We start from the raw sequence: 6,685 nt of genomic DNA, 5'->3' as shown, positions 1-6,685 counted from the left end.
GCGCCAAATGTTCTGACGACGGACACATCAGACATCCGCCGCCAACTGGTGAGCCGCATGCGCGGCTTCCGCCATTGGCAGTGGCAACTGAATGAGATCTACTTCCGTCTGAATGGCGAGATGGTCTCCCGGTGGAGAGCAGTCGATCATGAAAGCGAGGTGCTCGAAAGCTACGTCACTAGGACGAGAGACAAGGCAGCAGCGCTTCGGTTCATGAAGTAGGCGCTGAAGCGCCATGGCTCGCCCGAGACGATCACCTCCGACGGCCTACGCTCCTATAGAGCAGCGATGATCGAGCTTGGCTGCGGTTCAGGCAGATGGAGGCGCTTCAGTCCACGCCTCCTTCCAAAACCGCTTCTCCAAGAACGCCACCTCATCAATCGCCAGACTTACAAGGCCCGCCGCTCAACTGTCTCGGCTGAATGGCAGAGCCTCATGGCGTGACGTCAGGCGGGGGAACAGAGGGCTCTGCGATACGGAAACGAGTTTAGCTTGAACTAACAGCATCCCCTCGGAGCTTCGTAGCGTACGGCAACAGCAGCATCTTGAATCTACTTTTGTCCCGGCTGCTCGCATCCATTTTTCCGACATTTCGGGTGGTCGCCTCAATAAGAACTTAACCCTTCTTGCCTACATCTCATGCCTAAGGAGAAGGCTATGCGATGGTACTTCGCAATTGTTCCTGCTGCGATATTTGCTAGTGGCGCCAATGCTGATGTGGGGAGTTCTGCTAGCGCTCGGATCACCCTCGTCGTGCCGGAGGTCTGCCAGATTGAGGCTGCCTCCATTGTGATGCACGGTGCTCGGGGTTCCGCGACCGGAACCGTATTCGAGATGTGCAACAGCGGCCGCGGCTTCCGCGTTATCGCTTCTCACCGTCCACTCGATGAAGGTGAGCAAGTCGAGATCAACTACGGCGGTCAAAGCCGTCAGCTGGCCAGCTCCGGCATCAGCGATATCGCTCAACGCAGCGGACCCGTTGTAGGTCATGTGCCTGTTTCGATCCGCGCCACCCAGCTCTCTCAGAGCATCGCAGTCACCCTGGGGTTTGCGATTATCTGACTCAGAGCGCGCTGACTGACACCGTGATCCGGTCCGAATAGCGGCCCGCTGGAGCTACGATGGCAGGAACCACGATACGCATGGGCCTTCTGTCGCCCGTTGCCGGCGTCCGCTCCGGATAGCTGACCTCCGGCGAGCCCTTGAGGTCCACCAGGGCCCCGTCGAAAAACAAGCGGTAGGGAATGCGATCGTTGCTTTGCTCATGAAGCAGGTCGCCCTGATTCGAGGATGAGAAGCGCACGGTGTACGGCGCCGTACTGAAGATGCGCGCGCCGAAGCGTTCCGAACGGGTATCGTGGGTGCTCGACAGGTTTCCGAGGTCTATGCGGGCTGGCCCGTACGCTCCCCCTCCGATCACCGCGCCAACGAAGCGTAGTGAGACGGCAGGTGGGATGATTATGGTGATCGTGAGGTTCGAACGATCGACGATCTCACCTTCATCGTCAACGAGCAGGAGTTGAAGCTGCTCGACATACGTCCCTGAGCGGAGCCCCCATTCGGTATCCACCCGCACGCGAAGCGGAACGGCTCGTCCTTGGGGCCCGGGCGGTACGTTCGCGATTGTGACGTCACTGTCGGGTGTTCCGCCCGCCGTGGGCTCGGGAAGGATTTCGATGCGGCTGTTCCCGGGAGCTAGCAGATCGTATGGAGGAAACGCCGGGTCGGTCGGCACTCCCAGCCTGCTCACACGGATCGTTGCGGAGCAAGGACCACCGGCTGCCGGGCCGCCCATCCCTGGTGAATTTCCAGGGCCGCCGGCCGGAGAGGACGCGTCCCGTACCCTGACCTGAAAGCTTTCGGTCGCCTTCGCGCCGGGCTCAATCTGCACGCCGTCTATGGTGACGGCTTGATCGCCGCCGACGAAGGCCGGCCGGCAATCGGCAGCCAAGGCTGCTCCCGGAATGACCAGGAGCGACATCGAGGTGAAGAAGGTCGAGTAGCGCATGGTGCTTCCTATTGTGCCATGTTCGGGAGATTGATCGTCCCTACCCTGAGCAGGCCCGAGTTCTCCGCGGGAACCTTGATACTGAACGTTCGCTCGCTTCCCTGTAGCCGCACGGTGTAAGTTCGGCCGGGCGCCAGCCCGATGATGCCGAACCGGCCTGCTGAATTCGTGAAGAATGGCGTCGGCTCGAACCCCTCGTCATCACTCGAGGTCATAATCCCCGAGATCAGCGCGGCCGGCGCCCCATCGATGTGGAGAAACCCGACTGCGCTGACGAAGCGATCGGTCCCGACCGTTAGATCGTAGCCGCCTCGATACGGCGGTTCGACGCGCACCACACCGGACCCGATGTCATAGCCCGCCTCAACCGTCTCTGTGTCGTACTGAACGTCCTGAGCGGTATACGAGGTAAGACGGTTGACCACCGCGGCACCCAAAGCGCCGCTGGCTGCTTCATACTCGCCGTCGCGCAGACTACGGCCTGCGACTACATCGGTGCCGCCAAGCGTCCGGTGGGGCCGCGCGAGCAGGAAAGAATCCTGGATGGGCCGACCGATGCCGAATGCGCCATCCGCGAAAGCGAACGATGTTCCGATCTGCAACCTTGCCAGTTGGTCATCCACGATCCCGCTCAAGCCGTTACCCGAGGTCCCTAGTGATGCTCGTGCTTCGAACCGGTTGCCGATGTAGTCCACAATTCCATCCGCGGAAGCGCTTCCCTGGGATCTTTGGAAATTCAGAGCATACCCAAGCGAGCCGACATCGTTCTCGGTACCGCGCGAAATCGACGCCCGTGCTAAATCGCGACGGCTCTCGTAAGCCGCATCGGCACGGTGCCTGCCGCCGAGGAGAACGGTTATCCCTGCACGAACGCCGAAATTCGATTTGAAGAACGGGCCCGTGCCGTATTCCACGCCCAGCGATGCACGGATGTTGTCTCTCAGCCGATGATTGGCGTCGACGAACAAAGTGCTCTGGTCGGGAGCACCGGAGCGGCTGAAGTAATTGGCACCCGCTACTAGCGTCGTCCGCAACGAAAGAGACTGGCTGTAGGTGGCATTCACGGAGAGTCGCTCAAGCCGGAAACCAGCGATGTCGCCCACGGTGCGGAAGTTCGCGCTCTGATAATCGAAAGTGGCCGAAAATCGCTTCTGTGTGGGGACGCTGCCGAAGTTGACGCGATACCCACCACGGACCGCGAAACCGGTGCCGTCCCCGGTACTTACGGCCGCTTGCAGGTCAAAGCTGCCTGGCACGACCTGAGGGACGACCTGGGTCTCAAACCCAAGGACCTGAATATCTTCGGAGAGCTGCACGCCGCCTCCAACAATCAGGATATCGCTCAGTGCCTTGCGATAGTTAAGCAGGGCCGCCGGGTCGCCGGAGTACTCCGGCTGCAAGCCGGCGTCGTTCGCGACGAAGCCAATCGCCGCGCTATATTCCTCTTCACCCGCCTCGAGATCGATCGGATCGAAGAAGTAATCGAACCGCGTTACCTGCTCGCGGCCGGAGGCGTCGCGGACGACCAGCTGCACGTCGTTCGAACCGATCTGGATCGGCAGGTCGTCCAGACTGTATGTCCCGGGTTGCAGGTCCAGCGTCTGATAAGGCGCGCCGTTGACGATCACTTCGACCGTCGATGGAGATGCGATGAAGATTTGCCGCCCGCCCAAGGTTATCGTCGGCGCGAAAGGGTCGAAGATGCGGCGGCTCTTCTCGACGGCGACCCCTCCGATGAAAGGAGACCGCAGCACGCCGGTGTCCTGCAGGCGCAGGTCGCCCGCGCTCCACCGCCGATAGCTGTCCGGCTCGTCATACACCGCGCGCGCGGCGCGGCGATAGAAACGGTAATCCTCGTTGAAATCCTGAGTGAAGCCTCCATCGACTTCCAGCACCACGTTGCGATACCTCGCCGCCCCGAACAGGAATACGTCTGGCGATACCCAGCCTTCGCGGTTCCCATAGAGTAGGTTCACGCTGGAGTTGAGATAGGCACTGAAATCGGCGGGCTGGATCGACGGCAGCAGTCGATCCGAACTCTCGCTCCGGCCTCTTAACGGCTCGATGGGCCGCAAGGTCGGGTCGATCGACTCGATGGTGAGCTGCAGCAAAGCTTCGTCGAAGGAGACTACGAAGCCGCCGGCTTCCAACTGCGCTTCGGTAATGAAAGGATTGCCCGCTATCACCTGGTCCAGCCGCGCCGCACCGGCGTCGTTCAACAGGCGGATGAGTTCGGTGCGCAGGGACTGGCTTTCGACCGCAGCCGATCCGCTACTTTCCACCTGAACGATGACATCGCCCAGAACCTGATCGCTCCAGACCAGCGGCACCGACATGGTGATCGACTGTCCGCGCTGCGGAGCCGCTAACGAAGGCTCTGCTGATGCCGGCTGGTCCGACGCGCGGGCGATCGCCGGCGTCCACGAGATCGACGCTGCAAGCGCAAGCGTGCTGCACTTGGCAGCAAAAACGAATTTTGCCCCCCCCTTTCTCAAGATCAGGGCTCCATGCTTACCTTGATCGTTCCGGCGGTGATCGGCTTTTCAGTGGGGATGAAGAACACCCGCGTGCGAGCGGGCGCGACTACGCCGACGCCGATCTGCTTGGATACTTCCTGCGCCGATAGCCGCATGTCCACCGGGGTGCCGTCGGTAGCGGTGCCGCTGATCTGCCAGGGAACCGTTCCGGCGGTGAAATAGCGCGTGCCGCGGTTCGCCATGCGTACTTCGATGCCGTTCACGTCGTTACGGATCGCAGGCTGGATGGATTCGAAAGCGGGAGCCGCTTCCGCACCGTCCGGGATCACATTCACCAGGACATTGAAGTTCACGACCACCTGAACCTGGTTTTCGGCCCCCGAAAATTCGACCGGTATCTGGCGGATCTGCATGTAGTACATTTCGGAGGCCGCCATTTCCGGCTCGCCGACGTACTGCACGCGAAAGACTTGTTGCGACTGGGGAGCGACGATCTTCTGCGCAGGGAAGACGAGGAACTGATCGTCGGCGGGGATCAGCTCGAGCTCACCGGCTTCGCTGATGACGCCGCGGAACATCTGGGCTTCGACCGGGAATTCGGCTTGCGAAGGATTCGACAGCTCGATCCGGGCCACCGAGGTTCGGCCAGTTGGGCCAACTTCGACGATCATCGGCGAAACGCGCGCCGCCTGGGCGGTGACCGACGTCAACGCGAAGGCGAGTATCCCGCACAACGCTAGCAATTTTCTGAACATCTGCTTCCCCCGGCTTCCGCCGCTCTGCCCGCCCGCCAATTGGCCCTGTCTGGCCGCAACTTCTCAAGTCACTATTAACAAGAATGGGGGGAACCGAAGTCCCCCCCATTTCCGTTCGTTTGCAACGAGGCGACTTATACCGGGCCGAGGCTCAGGACAGTCACGTCGGTGTAGGTGCCGGCAACCGGACGCTTCGCGGTGTCGTCACGGTCGATCCGGACTTCGAGCGCGGCGTTGTCGTGGAACGCGCCAGCAGCATTCACGCGGTCACCAGCTTCCAGCAGAGTGCGGAAATCGAGAACGGGGAAGCTGTTATCGGTCGCGGTGAGCTTCACGCGGTAGTGGATCTTGTTCGTGAAGTCGGCCGCGTCGTTAGCAGCGACATTCGCGCCAGCAGCGTTCAGCAACCCGCCGTTCTGCGACGAAGTACCGATCGCGGCGGTGTAGTTGCAGCTCACGTAGATGTTCTGAGTCTGCGCCTGCGAACCGTTGCGGAGCAGCAGGGCATTGGCGCCCGCGCCTTCATTGATGTTCACGGTCGAGAAGGTGACAGCGGTGGGCGCAGCCAGGCTGCACTCTTGCTGGACGGTGCCCGAGACATTCAGGGCCTGCGAGTCGGTCGGGCCAGCAACGGCCGCCGTCGAAATGAAAGCGGTCGAAGTGATCGCAGCAACAAGAAGCTTCTTCATAGTCATTCTCCAGTTTGTCCCGGCGCTTGCCGGCTCCACTTCACAAGACCGGCGCCTCCCTCACGGTTGGCACCGCCCCCAAATTCACGCTGCGATTTGGGCGCAGCGCATCGACAGGTTTCGCGCCGGGATTGGACACGAGCCTGCACCGAGGCGAGAAGCCTCGATCCGTCCGATCTCCACCGCGAGCGGCGAGATCACATTTTGTTTTGGGGCACGGGTGTCGGCCCGCTGATAACCCCCCCAGTTCTCAGAGCGGCAACCCATCGCCTTCTGAGCTTCCGGGCCGACACCGAGCGAATGGGCCCGTCCGCCGAAAGTTAGGAGCTTGTTAATTGAAAATTTACCGATTCGCTAGCTCGAAAACATCGATAAACCGATTGATCCCGGTAGAAACAGAGTCTGTTTCAAACTGAGACAGGCCGATGCACTTAAGTGAAAATTGAAGAGGCCTTACAGTATGTGCAGTGCCTGCACCGCGAAGCCCACGCCCATCTCTGAATGAACCTGCTTCCGCGGCGCATGGTGAGCGCGGCGAGAGCGTAAGCACGTGCCATTCACTTTTTGACAGGCACAGCGCCCAAGCTGCGCTTAGAGAGGGTTCGCGAATGAATTACCTGTTTCGGCCTCAAAGCGGGCGGACGAAACTGTTACTGCGAATGCCTGCACTTAATCGTTTGCTGAACGGCAGCTTAGCCCAGCCGAGCGACCATAAGCTGCCAGTCCGCTACCGTTTAGAGTTTCGGACGCCGCGAG

5 protein-coding genes and 1 pseudogene are annotated in these 6,685 nt (G+C 60.8%); 2 read left to right on the top strand and 4 right to left on the bottom strand.

The genetic code is table 11. The features are described from left to right. Nucleotides 1-444 (top strand): annotated as a pseudogene (locus ILT46_RS12475) (DDE-type integrase/transposase/recombinase); the annotation flags it as partial. A 213-nt stretch (nucleotides 445-657) separates the two neighbouring features. Beyond that, on the top strand, nucleotides 658-1,062 hold the full coding sequence (locus ILT46_RS11835; RefSeq protein ID WP_199504848.1) for a hypothetical protein: 405 nt from the start codon (nucleotides 658-660) through the stop codon (nucleotides 1,060-1,062). A 1-nt stretch (nucleotide 1,063) separates the two neighbouring features. On the opposite strand, the gene ILT46_RS11830 is transcribed toward ILT46_RS11835, so the two are convergent. The 4 genes from ILT46_RS11830 to ILT46_RS11815 all read right to left on the bottom strand — a co-directional run bounded on the left by ILT46_RS11830 (nucleotide 1,064) and on the right by ILT46_RS11815 (nucleotide 5,929). Next, nucleotides 1,064-2,008, bottom strand: a complete 945-nt coding sequence (locus ILT46_RS11830) for a hypothetical protein (RefSeq protein WP_199504847.1) — start codon at nucleotides 2,006-2,008, stop codon at nucleotides 1,064-1,066. An 8-nt stretch (nucleotides 2,009-2,016) separates the two neighbouring features. Then, nucleotides 2,017-4,344: a fimbria/pilus outer membrane usher protein gene (locus ILT46_RS11825; protein ID WP_199504846.1), complete on the bottom strand. Its 2,328-nt coding sequence runs from the start codon at nucleotides 4,342-4,344 to the stop codon at nucleotides 2,017-2,019. Between the two features lie 161 nt (nucleotides 4,345-4,505). After that, the gene (locus ILT46_RS11820; protein WP_199504845.1) at nucleotides 4,506-5,240 is read right to left on the bottom strand and encodes a fimbria/pilus periplasmic chaperone; all 735 of its coding nucleotides are present in this window, start codon (nucleotides 5,238-5,240) and stop codon (nucleotides 4,506-4,508) included. A gap of 134 nt (nucleotides 5,241-5,374) precedes the next feature. Then, nucleotides 5,375-5,929: a hypothetical protein gene (locus tag ILT46_RS11815; RefSeq protein ID WP_199504844.1), complete on the bottom strand. Its 555-nt coding sequence runs from the start codon at nucleotides 5,927-5,929 to the stop codon at nucleotides 5,375-5,377. Nucleotides 5,930-6,685: the final 756 nt, after the last annotated feature.

Origin of the sequence: Qipengyuania sp. YIM B01966 (assembly GCF_016461955.1) — a bacterium.
Lineage (GTDB): Bacteria > Pseudomonadota > Alphaproteobacteria > Sphingomonadales > Sphingomonadaceae > QFOP01.
This window is presented reverse-complemented; position numbering and strand designations above follow the sequence as displayed.